The organism is Peribacillus sp. NPDC058075 (genome assembly GCF_042885195.1).
In the GTDB taxonomy this organism is placed as follows: domain Bacteria; phylum Bacillota; class Bacilli; order Bacillales; family DSM-1321; genus Peribacillus.
On record NZ_JBHVSL010000001.1, the window covers coordinates 1,306,887 to 1,325,957 of the forward strand.

Sequence of the window (19,071 nt, forward strand, 5' to 3'; positions counted from 1 at the left end):
TCAAACTTCACACGTAAACATTCTTCTTTAATCAAACGTTTTTATAAAGGATTTCGTATGCTCACTTTGGGTTGGTCAGATGGGGTTACTTTTATGCCTCTTGATTTCACACTATTGAGTTCGAAGAACTCGCAAATTAATGGCTTATCTAACGATATCGATAAACGAAGCTTTGGATATAAACGTCGATTAGAAGCGTTAGAAACAGCTCCATCACTTATTCCAAGCATGATTGAACGAGCATTAAAAGCAGGTGTATCAGCTGAATATGTGTTAACGGATACTTGGTTTACTCAACAACCTCTTATACAATCCATCGTTGAAATCGTTCTTGACGTGATTGGCATGGTCAAGGCAACCAATTAACGCTATTTGGTGAACAATCAAAGGCTGTCATTAAAAGAATTGTATAAAGTTGCCGCACCTATTTCCGATAAGAAAAGCATTTTGCGTTCTATTCATACAACAATGGCAAATGGTGTTTCTGTCAAGGTGGTCTTTGTTCAAAATCGCAATAACATGAGCGAGTGGCTTGCGATTCTCAGCACAGATTGTACGCTTTCCGAACAAGAACTCGTCCGTATTTATGGCTGCGCTGGGACATTGAGATCTTCTTTGAGAAAGAGAAGCGGAAAAAGCAAAAAAAAAAGACTTCTTTGCTCGACTTTTCTGAAAGTAAACAAAGAAGCAACGCTCTTTTTTCTTATTTTACTTTCAAAGCCTCCTCCAGGTTACTGGGAGGCCTTTTTCACATTGACCGTGAATGCAGTCAGGCAAGTTAGTATTCGCATGCCAAATAAACCACGGTATGGTTAATCCATGAACCCTTTTCATTTCCGCATTCTTATGTTCAATTCGCAAGCGCACCTTTTTCCGTTCCTTGTCGTCATCCGATTCAAGGAATTTCATCTGCCTTTTATGTTCTTCGGATTTAATTGAAATCGAATAGGTTTTGCTTTTTCCCGGTTCTTGCCTTTCTGGTGGTCCACTGTCCGGCTGGACATTGAACCTGGTCTTTTTCCTTATCGTACCTAAAAGGGGCCTCTTCACGTGTAACATAAACAGATGGATTCAATGGGATATAGGCTTTTATCTTTTCCTTCTGAAGATACGTTAGGTTATCTTTTCCTGAATAGGCTGGATCTGCGAATACATTTTCAATTTCAAGGGAATGTTTCTGGCTTGCTTCTACCAGGGATTTGAGCTATTTCCCATCATCTTCTATTTCCAGGCGTTCAGTTACACCCCGTAATCATTTCTTCTTCAGTCAAAGCGAGATGGCTTTTATATCCCGTGAAATTTTTGGTAGTGGATTTCCAGGCAAAGCGGGCATCGGGATCCATGGCAGACTGAATTCCCTTTTTCGCTAATAGGCATTCGTCTTCCACAATTTGTTTGGCAATTGTCATCTTTTCGTTTATGGTGCCTTTGGCGTAAGGGATTTTTTCATCGACCATTTCGACGAGTTCAGCCAGATAATGAAGCATTTCTTTGGGAAGTGTTTCATCGGAAGCTTCTTCGAGCTTGGGTAAAGTAGGCAATTCCTGATATACCTTTTTATTTTTCTTTTTAACAGCTCATATTAACCTGTTCGCTACTTCGTCAATACTTTGATTCGCTTTTGCTTGGATGCATTCATAAGAGAATGGGTGGAATCTAGGATGATAGACTTTGATTTAATCAGCCCTTTATCAATACATTGATTTATGATGGCATCTACAACCTTTACTACATTATCGGCTCCAAGCCGGTGATTTCTAAACTGGCTTAATTGGGAAGGGTCGGCAGGATATCCTCCGGATTTAATCTAAGAAACCATTTATAAGCAAGATTAACCCGGGCGTTCTCTATCACTGCATCATCAGACAGTCCATAAAGCGCCTGAAGAAAGAGCAGGCTAAAAAGTAGTTCATGAAATAGAACAAAAAACACATTTATTTTGTATGAAAGATGGTAGTATTAGAATGTCAAACCCTATTATAAGTCATTACTTGCATAGGGTATACTGTTTAGGAAAGGATGTGGTTTATCATGGATACAATGAAGGCGGTAGGACTTACCCAATACCTTCCAATTGAAAATCCAAAAAGCCTGGTAGACATAGTTATAGAGAAACCAAGAGCGACGGGTCGTGACATTTTGGTTAAAGTAGTCGCCATATCGGTCAATCCGGTTGACACCAAGGTGCGGGCGCCTAAAGACAAAGTTGAAGAAGTTTCTAAAATTTTAGGTTGGGATGTAGCAGGAATTGTTGAAGAGGCGGGACCGGATTGCTCGTTGTTCCGTCCAGGAGATGAAGTTTTTTATGCTGGTAGTATTGCACGACAAGGAGGAAACAGTGAATATCATCTGGTTGACGAACGAATCGTTGGACGCAAGCCGGCTTCCTTGAATTTCGCGGAAGCCGCAGCCCTTCCTCTAACCTCTATCACAGCTTGGGAAGCGTTATTTACCCGAATGTTAATTTCCCAAGATCCGCGTGCCAATGAAGGAAAGTCCCTGCTGATCATTGGGGCAGCCGGGGGTGTAGGGTCCATTGCCACTCAGCTTGCAAAACAAGCGGGGCTTACTGTAATCGGGACTGCTTCCCGGCCGGAAACTGTCAATTGGGTTAGATCAATGGGCGCCGACTATACCATCAATCACCATGACCCGCTACTTCCGCAGCTTCAAGCAATTGGGTTTCCAAACGTTCCGTACATTTTCTGCCTGAATGCTTTGGAGAAACACTGGGCCGGCATCAGCGAAGCCGTTTCTCCCCAAGGGGTTGTATGCGCAATTGATGATCCGACCTCTCCGCTTGACCTCAAACTGCTCAAGCAAAAAAGCGTCACCTTCGTGTGGGAGTTTATGTTTACGCGCTCGCTTTATGAAACGGATGATATGATTGAGCAGCACCTGTTGCTTAATCGGATTGCTGATGCAGTGGACCATCAAAAATTGAAGACAACGCTCGCCGAAGTGCTTGAACCCATTTCAGCAGAGAATCTTCGTCAAGCCCACAAGTTATTGGAGAGCAATAGGACGATTGGCAAAGTTGTTCTAGAGGGTTTTGTTTAAAAACCTGTTCGTGGAAAGTACAAAATAATAGAATTCCGTTGCCCGATAAATCGGTGATACGATTATAAGCAATGGGAAATAAATAAAAGGCCGACTGCAGTTCACAGCTAAGTGGAAAGCACCGGCAAGAATTTTATCAAAAGTTTTTGAGTTACAAAAGCAACGCCAAGCAGCGTTGCTTTTGTAACTCTTGCACCCGTTCGTAATATAAGGCTAGCCAGATTTTTCTGGTTGACCTTTTTTCATATGGTCTAAATATAACGGCAGTCGGGGTAGAACGTCGCACCCGTGGGATTTAATCCTGTCAGCTAAACTGTTTACCCCCTACTTGTATAACCATGTTTCAGGCTGTTTGGGACAACGATCCCGTTTAATAAGCGAACCTATGACATTACAAAAAGCCCTAGGGGATACAGACTAATATTGTATTTCTAGGAGGAGATAAAGTATGAATCCAGTCATTGGTCTGGATGTATCAAAAGGAGAAAGTCAGGTAAAGGATTTTTATATAAGGGTAAACCATATCGTAAGAGCATTAGTATTAAACACGATCTTGAAGGTTTAGGGACATGAGGTGGAGAGAGCTGCTGGCGGTTATCAACCTTCGTGTTTTAGAATCAACTGGGCACTATCATACTCCCGTTATTCAGTTTTTAGAGGAACAAAAATATGTTTATATTATTGTTAATCCCCTTATCTCACACAGGGGTACCGTCAGGGAAATGCGGATTTACAACGTTAAGCCGATTTTCCTGACAATTACCTGGTTTTTAACAACGTTAAGTAATTATTAATGGTCTTAATGAATCTCCCGAGACAAATTTTTCAGATTTAAAATTGAAAGTTTTCCTTTCTCGAGGGAAACTCCCTCTAATTTGGTCCAATTAGTAGACAGCCACTTTAGCTTATCATTAAGGCTTTTCGTTTAAGACAGCCATTTCGTAATAGTGACGATTGATTGTACCGTCTGCTTCATATAAGTGCTTCTTCCAACGATTTGATACAAAATCTACTGGTGGGTCAACAGGGATTTTTCGCTTTCCAGAATCGTTCATTCCACGTATAATCTCAACTGCATGCAAAAGTGTTTCGTTGGACTTTGTTGAATGAAAATTTAGAACTTTTAATAGTGTCGGCGTATGTTTTCGTAGGGAATAAAAGCGCGCTTTTGGAGTAAATCCAGATAATCATAATCAACCGGTCGGGCTAGTACTTGAGCTTCTTCAACTGAAGATACAAAAGAATTCCATTCAATAACGGATTCTAAAACCTCAAAGACATCTAATCCTTCCGTTTTTGCTTTTATTAATGCTTGCCCTATGCTAGAAAAATGTATGACCTTTTCGTTTACTTTTTTACCATTCCTCTTCTGCATTTCTTCTTGAGCTTTTCGTCCTTTTGATAGCAGACTTAGTATCTGTCTATCATGAATTTCAAAAGCCTTATCGGTTAACTGTTCAGTAAGTTGCAATAAATATACGGTTAGAATTGTATAGCGTTTATAGAACTCATTACACCCAATTTTTAGCATGGTTTCTTATTAAAGAAATCATACTTTTCATGGACGGAGAAAGCCATTTATCTTTATGATAGGTAAGAAATGTAGCAATTGCCGGATGTTCTGGCTCTACTTCTTCGCCTTTTAGTTTATTACTTTCTATTTCTTCCTTCACCGAAAAGTAAGGCACTATTGAAATTCCTAAACCACTTCTAACACATTGCTTTATCGCTTCAATACTTTGAAAGTCTAAACTTTCTTTAACATCCATCTGCTTATACCTTAAATACTCATCAAACACAGACCTATAACTGCATAATCGCTCAGTATATAGAACTGTTCTAGTGTCTTCTTCTTTCTCTGGTGGGCTAATCAAAACCATTTTTTCTCTTTTCAGTTTTTCACTATAAATCTCAGGAATAGACCAATCTTCTTTTTCTAATACCAATGCTAAATCGATGTCTCCATTTTGAAGTTTTGATGCAACATTATAATTTTCTATCGATTTTAGGGAAAGGTTAACTTTCGGGTAAGACTTTTTATATTCTAAAAGAATAGATGGAACACGACTGATCGTCAGCGATTCCGATATGCCAATAATAAGATCGCCTATTGGTTCATCATCCGTGCTTAACGCCTGAGCATGCAATTCAATGATCTTAACCGCATAAGAAAGAAGTCGCTCGCCGTAATGAGTCAAAACGACTTTCTTGCCGAGTCGATCAAATAAAGGTTTTCCTACTTCCTCTTCTAATTCTTGAATATGAGTTGTAACAGAAGATTGAGCATAGCCAAGATGTTCAGAAGCCTTTTTAAATCCCCCTCTTTCTACAATTGTCTTAAGTGTTATAAGATGACGAAGCTCCATATATAACTGTCTCCTCTATGGTTCAATTTTATTGAACTAATTGTTCGATAATATCAATTTTACTAAACACAGACGGTGAATTACAATAAATAGTACGCAGATACAAAAGTCTGTTTAATATGATTAGTTTCCACCTAAAAAGGTAGGGTATGTTATATATGCAACAAAGATGAGCATGATATAGGAGGTAATAACATGACGGTAAAGATCAAGGTGTATTCAGATTATGTATGTCCTTTTTGTTTTTTGGCAGAACAACCTCTTGAAGAAGCCATAAAAGGAAAAGATGTAGAAGTGGAGTGGATGCCGTATGAGCTGCGTCCATATCCAAATGAAACTTTAAAGCCGGAAGGACATTATTTACAAAGTACATGGAAACAGTCCGTTTATCCGATGGCAGAACGAATGGGGATGGACATTGTCCTTCCAAAAGTGTCTCCTCAGCCATATACTCATTTAGCCTTTGAAGGGTATCAATATGCAAAGGAAAAAGATAAAGGTAATGAATACAATGACCGTATGCTACGCGCCTTCTTTCGGGAAGAACAAGATATTGGTAACATCGATGTACTAACAAAATTAGCTGGTGAAGTAGGATTGGACGAAAAGGAGTTTCGGGAGGCTTTAACAACAAGAAGGTACAAAGATGCACATGAAAAAGCATTGAAACATGCTTATGAAGAAGCAAATATTACTGCCGTTCCGACGTTTATTATTGGTGATACCAAAATCGCTGGGGTGCGTTCTAAAGAAACTCTTGAACAAATCATTAAGGATGAATTGGATAAACAAAAGCCACAAATATTAACAGAAGGTATGACCTGCGGCATTGACGGATGTTAATTCATTCAATGAAATGGAAAATACTTATATATGCTTTTAATTTGGAAGGGGTTTAATTCATGACAAATAAAGACTTGTTGTTTGAAAAAGTGACATTAGGTAGCACAACAATAGAAAACCGGGTAGGAGTTGCTCCAATGACGCGGACAAGTGCTACACCGGAAGGGTATGCAACCGATCAAATGGTTTCGTACTATACGTCATTTGCCCGTGGTGGATTTGGACTGATTATTACAGAAGGAATTTACCCGGATGATAAGTATAGTCAAGGGTATTTAAATCAACCAGGCATTGTTTATGATGAACAAGTACAAGCTTGGAAGAAGGTAGTGGATTTTGTTCATCAATCTAGAGCTAAAATATTTGCACAGCTCATGCACGCAGGAGCACTTTCACAAGGAAATCGTTTGGTGAATGAAACGATTGCTCCTTCTGCTGTTCCGCCAAAAGGTGAACAAATGGAGTTTTACGGAGGAAAAGGGGCTTTTCCAACACCAAGAGAAGCGACAAAGGAAGAAATCACAGAAGTAATAAACGGATTTGTGAATGCGGCTAAACATGCCAAAGCAGCTGGATTTGATGGAGTTGAAATTCATGGGGCAAATGGCTATATATTAGACCAGTTCCTAACGGATTATACCAATCAGCGTAAGGATGAATATGGTGGTTCTACAGAAAATCGTGTGCGTTTACTGGTGGAGGTTTCGAAAGCTGTTCGGGAAGCTGTTGGACAGGACTACACCGTTGGGATCCGAATTTCACAAGGGAAAGTAAATGATTACTCTCACAAGTGGCAGGGAAAAGAAAGGGATGCTGAGATTATCTTTGGTCAGCTAGGCCAAGCTGGTCTTGATTTTATCCATGTCACGGAATATGAAGCATGGCAGCCAGCATTTCCGGAAGGAGAAGGCACGACCGCAACCGATTCAGCTTTTGGAGATGGTGGAGCTTCACTTGCAAGGTTAGCAAAAAAATACAGCAACTTACCTGTTATTGCGAATGGGCACCTTGAGAATCCGGGAACAGCTACAAAAATCATTGGAAAAGGAGAGGCTGACGTGGTTACCTTAGGAAAGGGGGCGCTAGCCAATCATGACTGGGTAAACAAAGTGAAAGCCGGGGAACCTATAGCCGATTTCCAGCCGGAAAAGATACTAAGCCCGAATGCTAAGATTAAAGATTTTGAAGCTCAAGTATAGCTGTCGTTGTGTATTATAAAAAATCTACATCGTGCGTTAATCCCAAAAGGATTAACGCCTTTTTTTGAACTGCTTATTCAACAAAAGAGCGCGATTGTGGAACAACTTAGATAGGAAATGATCAAACTTTTTTATAAAAATTGAACAATACTTCACAAAGAAAGAGCCCATTTTGATCAATCTTTTTTTCAAAATAGGTTCTTCTTATTTATCATAAAATACGGATTTGTGAGGTATTTTTGTTCAAACTTTCTTTCAAATCAACAAGAGGTTAATTGGATAGATAACATTATGGTCTGTTTTATAATGTTCTTGATTATTCTGTTATATAAATGGTAGAAATTCCATACATATAAGTGAAATAAGGACAAATAATGAGTATATATAAACAATAATTTCCTCTTCAACCCCCATGAAAATTAAAAAAGCACAAAATCTAGAAAAAACCACAACAAAATAGACCCAGTAAAAACGCTTTTTATAAAAAGGCTGAGCCTTATGAGTGATCTGATTGAGTTTGGTAAATCGTTAAACAAAAACCTCCAATTAAGTGGAGGCTAGCGCAACGACCAAAAAAGGATTAATCTCCCATGAGTGCTACCCATAAAGGGCGCGACAGTCGGTGGTACACCGTTAAGCAGAAAAGAAACGTACCTAGATTTAGCCTAATTAACGGTTTTGTGAAACAGAGAAAAATCCTTCCAAAAGGGTTTTGGAGGGTTATTTGGCATGGTCAAAAATAGTATATCATAAGGGAAATGAAAATATTAGAGAAAGATATTGACATCCTATTAGTTGGTTTACTTCATTATCAGGAGCTGATCAGCAGCTCCTTTTCTTATGCAACTATCGGGGCAGGATAGTTCAAGAGTAATATATACTAAGATAATGGTAGATGAAAAAGTAGGGAGTTCGAGGAAATGGATGAAATGATAGGTGGTTCATTTGTTTTTGTAACGGGAGTTATTTTTCTGTTGCTTGGTTTGTTTTAGTACAAGTGGTTATATAAGGGTATAAAGGAGGTTGAAGAAGGAAAAATCGATATTTTACCTTTTATAAGTAGTTATTGTTTCTGGCGGATTGTTTTAATCGGAATTGGTGTATTACTCATTTTTACAACTGGAAATTCATTCATTAGGTATGTCTTTAATGAACTAACGGGTGCGTTAGCTGAAGATCAGAGCTGTCTTTAAGGCAGCTCTTTCTTTATGCAACTATCGGGGCAGGTTAGTTCCATAAATAAAGGACTTAAACTTTGAAAGGCGAAGTGAGTCTATAAGAAAATAAAGTCATAAGGAGAGATATATTGAAAAAAATTAGAGAAGCAACAGACAAGGATATGGAAGTAGTTTATATGATGGGCTATGATGTTTGGGGAGACAAAATGCTTTCTCAAGAATATGTAACGATGTGTCAGGGTTCCAGTAAGTACAAAAAGGGGAAATGGTATGTTCTGGAGGAAACTGATACAAAAGAGTTATTAAGTTCCCTAATAGTATATGAATTAAATCTTTCAGAAGACATACTTGTTAGAGGGATTGGGTCAATTGCGACTCCTTTACATTTAAGACAAAAAGGGTATGCTTCTATATTAATTGAAGAAGTTATAAACAAATTAGAGCAAAATATAGATTGTAATAATTTTTTCTTATATAGCGATATTGGGTCAGACTTTTATAGAAGATTTAATTTTATTGAAATACCTTCTTCTAAGCAAAAATATAAGGATAGTATTTGTATGTATTATTCTAAAGAAAATGATATTGACTTTATACCTTTTGATATTCCCGACTACTTTTAAAAGGTATTCTTATAGAACTAACGGGTGCGTTAGCTGAAGATCGGAGCTATCTTTAAGGCAGCTCTTTTCTTATGGAACTAAAGGGGCAGTTTAGTTGAAGAAATAAATTTAAAAGTAACACAGTTGGGAGGTATTTATATGAAAGGGAAATTAGTTTTAACCCTCGGTTTTGCAGAAGTTTTAGCAGTATCAATCGGTTTTGCGAAAGACTTGCAAAAGACAGAAGCATCTGCTGAAGTTTCCTTAAAACAAACAGATACATATAAACTTGTTACTAGAGAGGAACAAGATCGTAGAGAAGGTACGGTAGCTGAAGGAAAAGATGTTACCACAGTTATAACAGCAGAAGAGCAAAATATGGTAGAAAATAGTTCAGCTCAACAAGGGTTTGTTCCACAAGAAAATGGAACAGGTTTCTATTTCGAAAAAGTGAAAAAAATTAAGTTTGTTTATTAAAATAACGTTAGTTGAGGATCAGAGCTGTCTTTAAGGCAGCTTTTTCTTATGGAACTAAAAGGGCAGGTTTGTTACAAGTGTAGTGTATTCGTACTGTTAAGCTACATCGAATAACAATACTTTTAAACATTAGTATGTTATAGTTAATTAGAGTTAAAATTAAAATTATATGGGGCACCTCCAGACTTCTCTTAGTCATCTTCCCTCTGTAATAGAAGGGAGACTAAGACGATATGTCCTTAGGCCACATTAAAACAATGTTAGAAACCTTAAAACAGTATAATAACTGTGAAATAACATTAACTTTCAAAAACAAAAATGGTATACCGTTATTGTCTGTATGCTTTGACAATAATTGTTATAAACTAACACATTTGGATACACAAATTATCGAAAACTGTGAAGATACAAAATCCACTATTTCAGCTATTGATAAAGTTATGCAAGATAGTTCTAAAAAAACCTCTAATTAATAGAGGTTTTTTTTATTTCACAGTTTGTTTTGTCAGTTCTCTTCTTCAACTAACGGGTGCGGTAGCTTAAAATTGGAGCTGTTTTAGGGCAGCTCTTTCTTTATGCTACTAACCGGGCATTTTAGTTGAAGATCAAAACGAATTGATTGGTGTTGAATTAAATACTAAATACCCTAACTATATTTTTTATACCAAGATGTAACTGCTAGGCAGGAACAATTTTTTAGACAGTTGGTCAGAATATAGTCAATTAAAAAAGAGTCGGCAAAGCGACCCTCTTCTAGGATTCTCCGTGTTTAACTTAATAGGTATTTATTCAATGCTTGTTGTAAAGTTCCCAATGTTTGTGCTTTTTCATTTAATCTTATTCCTACGTTTATCATTTTTCTAACCACTTCAGCTCTTAACCCGGTGATCACAGTGGTACATCCCATTAATGAAGTGCCGTCAATAATCTTCATTAAATGATCAATTACTTCAACCTCCATTTCCATAATTCCAGATAAGTCCATAATCAATGTTTGAATACGTAATTTCCCAATCCCTGCTAAAACTTTTTCCTCGAGAATATTCGTTCGGTAAAGATCAACCGCACCAATTAAAGGCAAAATACATATAGTGGGTGTTATTGGGATTATTGGCACAGAAAGATTTTCGACCAATTCTCTTTGAGCCATTATCAATGAATCTTTGTAATGAGAATATGTGATAAAAAAAACATTTAAAAACCTGTCTACTTGATTATTTATTTGTTTTTCTACCGAAAAAAAATCTTCATTTATAACTTGATTCGTTACCTCGTTATATCCTTGTAGGAACTTCCACAAGGTTCTTCGAATGGCTTGCACCCACTCTAATTTGAAATATAATGGTATTGCGTGTGTCGCCCAAGCTATACCTTCTTGTTTAGCAAATGCTTGAAGTTCTTTTTCTTTACCCTCAATAATGTATTGAATCAGACTATGGGCATTATTTATCAGGTCAATATTACCAATTTTTAAAATTTCTTCGATTTTTCCTTTTACATTAGATGCTTCGTTTAATAATGAACCTTCAAAATCCGCTTTCTTTCCTTGGATGAATTCCAGTAATCAGCTAAGCGTTTAAAACTAGCATCTTTTAGATGACCAATCAAATATCTTTATACTGCTCATTCTATTCACCGAAAGCAAGCAGTCATTCCATGCTTTCTACTATCGGTTCAGTAAAAACGAAGTCATATCTAGCCGATTGTGATAATTAAGGTATAATGATAGGGGAAAGATATTTTGTAACGGATTAGGTGAAGATGATCATGAAGCTAATCATTGCGGAGAAACCAGATCAAGGTTCAACGCTAGCGGCTCAATTTAAAACGAAGAAACAGCAAGGCTATATAGAAATCATGCCGAATGAAGTTTTTCCCGATGGAGCTTATGTAACTTGGGCCGTCGGGCATTTATGTCAACTTGTTTCACCGGAAACCTATCATTCAAAATGGAAAAAATGGTCGATGGAAACGTTGCCGATGATTCCTGAGAAATTTCAATATGAAGTGACCCGACAAAAGGCAAAGCAATTCAATGTTGTGAAGACCTTGCTTAGGAAACCGGAAGTCGATGAAATCATTCATGCAGGTGATGCCGGGCGTGAAGGAGAATTGATTGTACGCAATATCGTTAATCTATGCAATGTCAATAAACCGATGAAACGTTTATGGATTTCCTCTTTGACCCCTAAAGCGATTTATGAGGGATTCCAAAATCTTAAGAGTGAGGAAAAAACCAGGCCGCTCTATTATGAAGCGTATACGAGAGCTTGCGCGGACTGGGTTGTGGGAATGAATGCGTCGAGAGCGTATAGCATCCTATTGAAACAAAGGGGCGTTTCGGATGTGTTTTCAGCTGGAAGGGTTCAGACACCGACTCTTGCTTTGATAGTGAAGCGGGAAATGGAAATTGAGCAATTCGAGTCTGAGCCGTTCTGGGAAGTGTTCGCTGACTTCAAGATGGATGGAAAGAAATATCAGGGGAAATGGCAGCAGAACAATGATCCGAGAATAAAGACAAAAGAAATGGCTGATAAAATTGCCGCCTTTTGCAAGGGTAAGGAAGCTGAAATAGCTGAAATGGATACTGAAAGAAAAGAATTTCAGCCGCCTTTGTTATTTAATCTATCGTCATTGCAAGCGACAGTGAACAAGATTTATAAATATTCACCGAAACAGACGCTTGATATCGTACAAAGTTTATATCAAAAAGGGATCGTTTCTTATCCCCGTTCCGATTCCAATTATGTAACGGAAGGGGAAGCCGAAACATTTCCCGATATCTTGCAAAAACTAAGCGGATTTTCAGAATATGAATCCCTGTTTCCTTTGCCGCAACCGAACATCATGAATAATAAAAGGTTTGTAAATGAAAAAAAAGTGACTGATCACTATGCAATTATCCCGACGGAGCAGGTAACCGACCCGAAGCGGCTTTCTGCCGAAGAACGGAATATATACGACTTGGTGGTACGCCGGTTGATTGCGGCCCATTATGAGAAAGCCATTTTCGATTACACCACCATTAAAACGCTTGTCGATAAGCGTGCGGAATTCATTTCTAAAGGCAAGCAGCAGATTCAAGAGGGATGGCGCAAAGTGATTTTCCAAAATGACAAGGATGATGATATCATTTTGCCGTCCGTTTCCGAAGGGGATACTGGAAAGGTCGCCAATATAAAGGTGAAAGAAGGAAAAACCCTGCCTCCTAAGCGCTATACAGAAGGTCAGCTGATCACTTTGATGAAAACGGCCGGAAAGCATCTGGATAATGAAGAGTTAGAAAAAGTGCTGATGAAAACCGAGGGTCTCGGGACCGAAGCAACTCGGGCTGGTATCATTACCATGCTCAAAGACCGTAAATACATCAATGTCAAAAAAAATCAGGTTTTTGCGACAGATAAAGGGAAAGTGCTGATTACTGCCATCGGGGAGAAGATTCTGGCTTCACCTGAAATGACAGCCAAATGGGAACAGCGTTTGAGGGAAATCGGTGAAGGAAAGGCTTCAGCTGGCGGCTTTATGGAAGCAGTTAAAAAGATGTCAGCAAAAATCATCAGTGATGCCGTGGAATCATCGGAAAGCTGGGATTTTCAAGGGCTGGACACCGAGTCGATTCAACGGAGCGGTCCTAAAAAAAGAAGCTCGGCATCTGTGGGCAGCTGTAAACTATGCGGTTCTAAGATTGTCGATAAAGGGGAATTCTATGGATGTGTAAGTTATCAAAAAACAAAGTGTAACTTCACGATCTCCAAAAAAATCCTTAATAAGAAAATCAGTCAAGCAAATATAAAAAAGCTGTTGGCGAGCGGTGAGACGGATTTGATAAGCGGTTTTAAAAAAGGCGAAAAAACCTTTGATGCCATTTTATCGTGGTCCGATTCTGAAAAGAAGATCAGTTTTACATTCCCAACAGAACAAAACGTCAAGCAAACTTGAGAAGAAACATCATTAAAGGCGCCCTGAGACTTATCTTTTCTTGTTTCGGGGTCGTTTATATAGTAAAATTTTTAGATATGCGTTTGAATGGGAGGATTCCGAATGCCTACACCGAGCATGGAGGATTACATAGAACAAATTTATTTACTTATTGAAGAAAAAGGATATGCAAGAGTTTCCGATATTGCCGAAAATCTTTCCGTCCACCCATCTTCTGTTACAAAAATGGTACAAAAACTGGATCAGGAAAAATATTTGATATATGAAAAGTACCGGGGTCTCGTTTTAACTGCAAATGGGAAAAAAGTTGGTAAAAGGCTCGTATATCGTCACGAACTTTTAGAACAGATGCTAAGGTTGATTGGGGTCAAGGAAGAAAATATTTATCATGATGTAGAGGGGATTGAACACCACCTTAGTTGGAATGCCATCGATAGGATTGGAGACCTGGTTGAATTCTTTGAAGAAGCTCCTGACCGTGTCGAGGATTTACGAAAGATACAAAAAAGAAATGAAGAAAATACAAAATAAACTGCCGCTGGCAGTTTTTTTTTGTATTTGAAGATTACTGGCGGGAGACGTTTTAAAAGAGGATTTTTGAATGAAGAGCAGAATAGCTATAGGGAAGCCCCGGTATTTTGATTCGGGTAAATATTTTACAGGAACTTATTTAATTAGGGGTTAAATAGGAGGGTGAATTTCTGATGAATATACATACATGGCATAAAGAGTCGAAAAAGGAATGGGATGTTTTTGCACCTATGTGGGTGAAGAATTCGCAAGAAATGTGGGAAACCGGGAGCCGGAAAAACATTATACCTTTCTTTTCTGAATTTGTACCTTCGGGTGTGAAGGTGGCTGACATAGGCTGTGGAGATGGAGTTGGTTCTTTAAAATTGTCCGAAGCGGGATATGAAGTAACCGGAGTTGATTTATCCAATGTGATGATTGAATTTGCTAAGGGAAAAACCGCTCAACAACCAGGACTTTCTTTCCTGCAAGGAGATTTTTATAATCTTCCATTCAAAGATGAAGAAATGGATGGAGCAATGGTCATTAATTCTTTAGAATATACGGGTGAACCATTAACGGTGATGAAGGAAATCCAACGGGTCATAAAGCCTGGAGGTTATGTCTGTTTTGGAATACTTGGTCCAACAGCTGAACCACGAAAAAAATTCAGTTTTCAACGGCTATTAGGAGACCAAGTTATCATGAATACAATGCAGCCTTGGGAATTTGAAAAAATGGCTTTAGAAACGGGATGGAAGGCAGTAGCGGATACCGGCGTTGCAAAGAGAGGAGTGGACTATACAAAGCTGGGACATTTTTCAAAGGAATTAAAGCAAGCTGTCTCGTTCATGTGGCTGTTCCTCATGCAAAAAGAGGTGGGGCAGTGATGGAGAAGTATCAAATCGATCAATTCGTTGAAAAGACGAAGCAGCGGGAAAAAGGGCAAGGATTATTCGAACTTGAAACGGAACGAATCCTGGAGATTAATTTGGAAAAGCAGATCTGGGCAAAAATGGGAACGATGGTTTCTTATCGCGGTCATATTAAATTCGAGCGGGAAGGCATCTTGGAGCATGGTCTTGGTAAACTCTTTAAAAAAGCCTTAACTGGTGAGGGTGCATCCTTGATGAAAGCGACCGGAAGCGGCAAGCTATACGTCGCGGATCAAGGGAAGAAGATTTCCATTTTACAGTTAAATGGTGAATCGATCTGTGTTAACGGAAATGACTTACTTGCATTTGAGCCGGGGATTTCATGGGATATAAAAATGATGCGGCGCATTGCCGGTTTATTGGCAGGGGGATTGTTCAACGTGAGGCTCGAGGGGAAAGGCATGGTCGCATTTACTTCTCATTATGAGCCGCTTACTTTAATGGTGGAACCTGGGAATCCGGTCTATACGGACCCGAATGCCACAGTAGCTTGGTCAGGGGAATTGCAGCCTGAATTCGTAACGGATGTTTCATTGAAATCGTTTTTTGGAAGGGGAAGCGGTGAATCCGTTCAAATGAAATTCGAGGGTCAAGGATTTGTGGTCGTCCAACCTTTTGAAGAGGTATACTTTGCTAATAAAGAATCATGAAACGAACAACCTGAGTCAGAAACTCAGGTTGTTTCCCATGATAATCGGAAGTGGCTGCCCAAGAAAACGATTCACTTAAAAGTGAAAGCTTCTTTTTTCTTACCCTTTCAATCCCACTCATATGGAGTTGATTGGTAGACATAATAGTTCAGCCAATTCGAGAACATCAAGCTGCAATGGCTTTTCCAGCGGTGAAGTGGTATCCTGGTGGGATCGTTATCAGGAAAGTAATTTTCAGGGAGCTGCGTATTGATCCCACGCTCCCTATCGCGCCTGTATTCTTCACCTAGGGTATCGGCATCATACTCGAAATGGCCCGTAACCATGATCCTTTTTCCATCAACCGAAGCAGCGATCAATACACCAGCTTGATCGGACTGTGCGAGAACCTTCAATTCAGGATGGTTAACTAATTTTTGATAATCAATATCCGTATGGCGTGAATGAGGGGCCATAAAATAATCATCGAATCCGCGGACTAGGTTTTCATTCGGTTCAAGGACCTCATGGGTGTATACGCCGAAGCATTTCTCTGGAAGTTCGTGTTTGCCTATTCCATAATGATGGTACAGGGCAGCTTGTGCCCCCCAACAGATATGTAGGGTGGATGTGACATTTTCGCTTGACCAATTCATGATATTCTGCAGTTCTTCCCAATAATTAACGTCTGAAAATTCCAGCTTTTCTACTGGAGCACCTGTAATGATCAAGCCGTCAAATTTCTTCGTGCGAATTTCATTAAATGATTTGTAAAATTGATCTAAATGAAATTTACTTGTGTTTTTTGATTCATGTGTGCTCAAGCGCAGGAATGAAATATTTACTTGAATGGGAGTATTGCCAAGAAAGCGCAATAATTGGGCCTCCGTTTTTTCTTTCTCTGGCATTAGGTTTAAAATTAATATATTCAATGGACGGATTTCCTGATTGGTAGCTCTTTCCTCATCCATAACGAAGATATTTTCCTGTTCTAAAATTTCCTTTGCTGGCAGTTGTTCCGGAATTCTGATTGGCATAATTAGCCTCCTTCTTCAAAAATCATAATATTTTAATTATATAGAAAATTATTGAATAGAAAAGCTATTTTAATAATTTCTTGAAAATCCCGAAGGAAATGTCCCGGGAATGGTAAAATGGAAAGATCATGAATACATAAACTTATAAGTCGGAGAGGTGTTTGGAGATTGTTTGATCCTACAGCATTTGAGAACATGAAAGTGGTATTGGAAGGAGCGGTTTACGATCGTGACTTCATTGGAGATATATTGGTCATAAACCGTGATGATATAGTGAATCTCTCAACCATGTCCAGATCATATAAGGTTGAGATGGAATTGAAAAAAACAATGACGCCTATTCCGATTAGCGGTGCCATCGAGTTACACGCTTCACTCAAGAACCTAAGTTCGGAGTTACTCGATGCAGATATTGGTGATACGCATACGGGCTGCACGGTCAATATTTTCATTTCTTTTCCCAAAAAGCTTGATGAAGTGAATGCTGAACAATTGTTGAACGACCTGGAAAAAATTTGGGGAGATCAAAGAATCATAACGGTGACGACCAGCGATACGGTCAGTAAAAAAATGCAACCCGTTACTTCATCTATATATAAAGTATCATTTGGGAGGCTTGTAAAAGAAGAGCAAATGGATGATTTGGAAGACATGGTAGAGTATTTGATTCAATCCATCCAAGCCGTGAAGATTCCTGGATGATAGGCAAAGGATAAAAGTTGGTAAACGTACCTTTAAATACGGTAAAATGAATCATCATACTAAAGGGAGAGATCATATATGTCCATTTACGAATTTGAAGTCAAAAAAATTAATGGCGAAACCATCTCACTTGAGGAATATAGAGGGAAAGTGATGATCATAGTGAATACTGCAAGCAAATGCGGTTTTTCGCCACAGTATGATGATTTGCAAAGCCTGTATGTGCAATATAAAGAGGATGGGGTTGTCGTACTTGGTTTTCCATGTAATCAGTTTTTGAATCAGGAGCCTGGTGATGATCTGGAAATCGATTCATACTGCAAATTGAATCATGGTGTAACATTCCCGATGTTTGCAAAAGTGAATGTAAAAGGAAAGGAAGCCCATCCCTTATTCAGCTATTTGACTGAAAATGCTCCAGGAGTGATGGGGTCCAAATCAATAAAATGGAATTTTACAAAGTTCTTGATTGACCGAAATGGAAATATTGTCAGCAGGTATGCACCTAAAACAAAACCTCTGGATATGGAAGAGGATATAAAAAAATTAATATGAGGAATGATATCGAGTCCAACGGAAGCTTCTGTTGGGCTCTTTTTTTGAGGTAAGAAAATTTAATGGATGCATCCGTTTTTTGAGGGGACAGATGGTTGGGATGTTGAATATAATAGAAGACACAAATGAGGGGGGAAAACATGGAACGAATTGCATGGGTAACAGACAGTACGGGAACTTTAGATGAAGAATTATCATTGAATGAACATGTATACGTCGTTCCGATGGTCGTCATCATCGATGGGAAGGAATATGAAGATGGCGTCGATCTATTACCTGAGGAATTATACCGGAGGATGAGTGAGGATAAAATCACCGCCACTACGTCACAGCCCTCGGTCGGCAGATTCCAGGAGTTATATAAGGAGCTTGAAAAACGCTATGATCGAATCATAGCTGTACACCTTTCAAGTGAATTGAGCGGCACCGTTTCCGCCAGCAGGCAAGCTGCTCAAATGGTTACAATCCCCGTTGACGTTTTTGACACTTTACTTATTTCCTTTCCAATGCTATTAATCTTGAAACGCCTTATGCATCATATGGATAATGGCGATACAATCAATGAGGCTTTCGTCAAAACGAGAATGTATGCGGATAACCATGAAACCTATGTACTAATAGGTTCTTTAGATCAGCTGCATCGCAGCGGCAGACTAACAAACGCACAGTATATTCTAGGAAGCCTATTGAGCTTTAAACCCATCATTTCAATCGAAAACGGTGTGCTGCATACTAAATCTAAACCCCGGAACCTTAAAAAAGCGGAAAAACAGATCTTCACTGATTTTCGCAGATCAGTCGAAGAGGGAAAAGTAAAAGAATGCACCATATTATATGGTGCAGTGTCGGAGCAGGCGCAAAGATGGAAAAAGATGATTTCCGAAGAATTTCCTCATGTGTTGACCCATGTATCCCCACTGGGCAGTGCCATCGGTGTGCATACAGGTGAACAGACGATTGGGATCAGTTGGTTCAATGAAGATTAAAGCACACCATTATTGAGAACCATGGTAAAATAGATAGGACATGGAGTGGTGAA

At 38.9% G+C, this 19,071-nt stretch carries 17 protein-coding genes and 3 pseudogenes; 14 read left to right on the forward strand and 6 right to left on the reverse strand.

What is annotated here, in order from left to right; genetic code table 11:
• Positions 1-18 precede the first annotated feature (18 nt).
• Positions 19-624: pseudogene (locus ACFVS1_RS26875) on the forward strand (IS4 family transposase); the annotation flags it as partial.
• A gap of 611 nt (positions 625-1,235) precedes the next feature.
• On the opposite strand, the gene ACFVS1_RS06610 reads toward ACFVS1_RS26875, so the two are convergent.
• Positions 1,236-1,541, reverse strand: a complete 306-nt coding sequence (locus tag ACFVS1_RS06610; RefSeq protein WP_352920635.1) for a hypothetical protein — start codon at positions 1,539-1,541, stop codon at positions 1,236-1,238.
• A 226-nt stretch (positions 1,542-1,767) separates the two neighbouring features.
• Positions 1,768-1,932 carry a transposase gene (locus ACFVS1_RS06615; RefSeq protein ID WP_352920637.1) on the reverse strand — a complete coding sequence of 55 codons (165 nt, stop codon included), beginning with the start codon at positions 1,930-1,932 and terminating at the stop codon, positions 1,768-1,770.
• 99 nt (positions 1,933-2,031) lie between these two features.
• On the opposite strand from ACFVS1_RS06615, the gene ACFVS1_RS06620 reads away from it, so the two are divergent.
• A complete protein-coding gene (locus ACFVS1_RS06620; RefSeq protein ID WP_352920639.1) occupies positions 2,032-3,060 on the forward strand; it encodes a zinc-binding alcohol dehydrogenase family protein in 1,029 nt (342 codons plus the stop codon).
• A gap of 448 nt (positions 3,061-3,508) precedes the next feature.
• Positions 3,509-3,788: pseudogene (locus ACFVS1_RS06625) on the forward strand (IS110 family transposase); the annotation flags it as partial.
• A 95-nt stretch (positions 3,789-3,883) separates the two neighbouring features.
• Here ACFVS1_RS06625 and ACFVS1_RS06630 read toward each other — a convergent pair.
• A pseudogene (locus ACFVS1_RS06630) lies at positions 3,884-4,561 on the reverse strand (hypothetical protein); the annotation flags it as partial.
• A 10-nt stretch (positions 4,562-4,571) separates the two neighbouring features.
• A complete protein-coding gene (locus tag ACFVS1_RS06635) occupies positions 4,572-5,426 on the reverse strand; it encodes a LysR family transcriptional regulator (protein WP_352920641.1) in 855 nt (284 codons plus the stop codon).
• A gap of 195 nt (positions 5,427-5,621) precedes the next feature.
• Here ACFVS1_RS06635 and ACFVS1_RS06640 point away from each other — a divergent pair, with 195 nt between their 5' ends.
• The 4 genes from ACFVS1_RS06640 to ACFVS1_RS06655 all read left to right on the forward strand — a co-directional run bounded on the left by ACFVS1_RS06640 (position 5,622) and on the right by ACFVS1_RS06655 (position 9,725).
• Positions 5,622-6,269, forward strand: a complete 648-nt coding sequence (locus tag ACFVS1_RS06640; RefSeq protein ID WP_387545838.1) for a DsbA family oxidoreductase — start codon at positions 5,622-5,624, stop codon at positions 6,267-6,269.
• 59 nt (positions 6,270-6,328) lie between these two features.
• Positions 6,329-7,468, forward strand: a complete 1,140-nt coding sequence (locus ACFVS1_RS06645) for an NADH:flavin oxidoreductase (protein WP_387545840.1) — start codon at positions 6,329-6,331, stop codon at positions 7,466-7,468.
• A gap of 1,306 nt (positions 7,469-8,774) precedes the next feature.
• Complete coding sequence (locus tag ACFVS1_RS06650) at positions 8,775-9,269, forward strand: GNAT family N-acetyltransferase (RefSeq protein ID WP_352920646.1); 495 nt, start codon at positions 8,775-8,777, stop codon at positions 9,267-9,269.
• Between the two features lie 138 nt (positions 9,270-9,407).
• Positions 9,408-9,725 carry a hypothetical protein gene (locus ACFVS1_RS06655; RefSeq protein ID WP_387545843.1) on the forward strand — a complete coding sequence of 106 codons (318 nt, stop codon included), beginning with the start codon at positions 9,408-9,410 and terminating at the stop codon, positions 9,723-9,725.
• Positions 9,726-10,494: 769 nt separating this feature from the next.
• Here the strand turns inward: ACFVS1_RS06655 and ACFVS1_RS06660 are convergent.
• The gene (locus ACFVS1_RS06660; protein ID WP_387549222.1) at positions 10,495-11,286 is read right to left on the reverse strand and encodes an STAS domain-containing protein; all 792 of its coding nucleotides are present in this window, start codon (positions 11,284-11,286) and stop codon (positions 10,495-10,497) included.
• 206 nt (positions 11,287-11,492) lie between these two features.
• Here ACFVS1_RS06660 and ACFVS1_RS06665 point away from each other — a divergent pair, with 206 nt between their 5' ends.
• From ACFVS1_RS06665 to ACFVS1_RS06680, 4 genes are all read left to right on the forward strand, one after another.
• Positions 11,493-13,664 (forward strand): DNA topoisomerase III, encoded by a 2,172-nt coding sequence (locus ACFVS1_RS06665; RefSeq protein ID WP_387545845.1) that lies wholly within the window; start codon positions 11,493-11,495, stop codon positions 13,662-13,664.
• A gap of 102 nt (positions 13,665-13,766) precedes the next feature.
• The gene (gene mntR / locus ACFVS1_RS06670) at positions 13,767-14,195 is read left to right on the forward strand and encodes a transcriptional regulator MntR (RefSeq protein ID WP_387545848.1); all 429 of its coding nucleotides are present in this window, start codon (positions 13,767-13,769) and stop codon (positions 14,193-14,195) included.
• A gap of 173 nt (positions 14,196-14,368) precedes the next feature.
• Positions 14,369-15,064: a class I SAM-dependent methyltransferase gene (locus tag ACFVS1_RS06675; protein ID WP_352920652.1), complete on the forward strand. Its 696-nt coding sequence runs from the start codon at positions 14,369-14,371 to the stop codon at positions 15,062-15,064.
• The gene (locus tag ACFVS1_RS06680) at positions 15,064-15,759 is read left to right on the forward strand and encodes an AIM24 family protein (protein ID WP_352920654.1); all 696 of its coding nucleotides are present in this window, start codon (positions 15,064-15,066) and stop codon (positions 15,757-15,759) included. The genes ACFVS1_RS06675 and ACFVS1_RS06680 overlap by 1 nt, the downstream gene beginning before the upstream one ends.
• Before the next feature lie 107 nt (positions 15,760-15,866).
• Here the strand turns inward: ACFVS1_RS06680 and metA are convergent, their stop codons facing one another.
• A complete protein-coding gene (gene metA, locus ACFVS1_RS06685) occupies positions 15,867-16,775 on the reverse strand; it encodes a homoserine O-acetyltransferase MetA (RefSeq protein ID WP_387545851.1) in 909 nt (302 codons plus the stop codon).
• Positions 16,776-16,943: 168 nt separating this feature from the next.
• Between metA and ACFVS1_RS06690 the strand changes: the two genes are divergently transcribed.
• From ACFVS1_RS06690 to ACFVS1_RS06700, 3 genes are all read left to right on the forward strand, one after another.
• The gene (locus ACFVS1_RS06690) at positions 16,944-17,477 is read left to right on the forward strand and encodes a hypothetical protein (protein ID WP_387545853.1); all 534 of its coding nucleotides are present in this window, start codon (positions 16,944-16,946) and stop codon (positions 17,475-17,477) included.
• 78 nt (positions 17,478-17,555) lie between these two features.
• Positions 17,556-18,032 (forward strand): glutathione peroxidase, encoded by a 477-nt coding sequence (locus ACFVS1_RS06695; RefSeq protein ID WP_387545856.1) that lies wholly within the window; start codon positions 17,556-17,558, stop codon positions 18,030-18,032.
• Between the two features lie 140 nt (positions 18,033-18,172).
• Entirely contained in the window at positions 18,173-19,018 is an 846-nt protein-coding gene (locus ACFVS1_RS06700) for a DegV family protein (RefSeq protein ID WP_387545859.1), read from the forward strand.
• Positions 19,019-19,071 lie beyond the last annotated feature (53 nt).